Raw genomic sequence first — 699 nt, forward strand, 5'->3', positions numbered from 1 at the left:
GCAGAGTTTGCTTTCGACAACATATTGCCCCATCTCAGAATCATCACGGTCTCCGACAGCTACCTGGGCGCGGGCGAAACCGCCACCGTCACGTTCCTCTTCGACGAGGCCATCGCCAACTTCACCGTCGACCAAATCGACTTGAGCAACGCCCATGGCACGCTGAGCGCGCTCACGCGCAACCAAGACGGCAAAACCTGGACCGCGATCTTCACGCCCACGGCCAACGTCAGCGACACCACCAACACCATCAGCGTGGACATGGGCACCGTGCGCGACCTCGCAGGCAACGCCGGCACAGGCCGCGTCACCGGCTCCAACTTCCAGGTGCGCACCACCGAATCCGCCAGCAGCATGCAGACCACGACCGTCACTTCCGTGAACATTTGGTTCAGAGGCGATGTTCTGCGCAAGGGCGTGGACCTCGTGGTGCATTTCGAGTTCAACGGATGGCCGTTGGAGTCGAGTTTCACCCTCAGCGACGTGGTGCTGCCACGGGCTCTGGATTGGGTTGGCAGCCTGAGCAGGGACCCCGACAATGCCAAGCATTTCTACGCCACGCTGGGGACGGGATATCTCGTGGAGAATTCCGACAACCGAATCTTTCTGGACCTTGCCCACGTGACCGACGCGGATGGCCATCAGGGATCCGGCATCGGATGGTCCCGGTATTTCGTTTCCGACACCATACGGCCCCTG

General features: G+C 61.1%; 1 protein-coding gene. It reads left to right on the forward strand.

The window, feature by feature from the left end; translation table 11 throughout:
- Window positions 1–24: 24 nt before the first annotated feature.
- The coding region (locus VTU_RS28230) for an Ig-like domain-containing protein (RefSeq protein WP_138927951.1) at window positions 25–699 on the forward strand (675 nt) is incomplete at its 3' end.

Source organism: Verminephrobacter aporrectodeae subsp. tuberculatae At4 (genome assembly GCF_000193225.1).
Taxonomy (GTDB): Bacteria; Pseudomonadota; Gammaproteobacteria; order Burkholderiales; family Burkholderiaceae_C; genus Acidovorax; species Acidovorax aporrectodeae.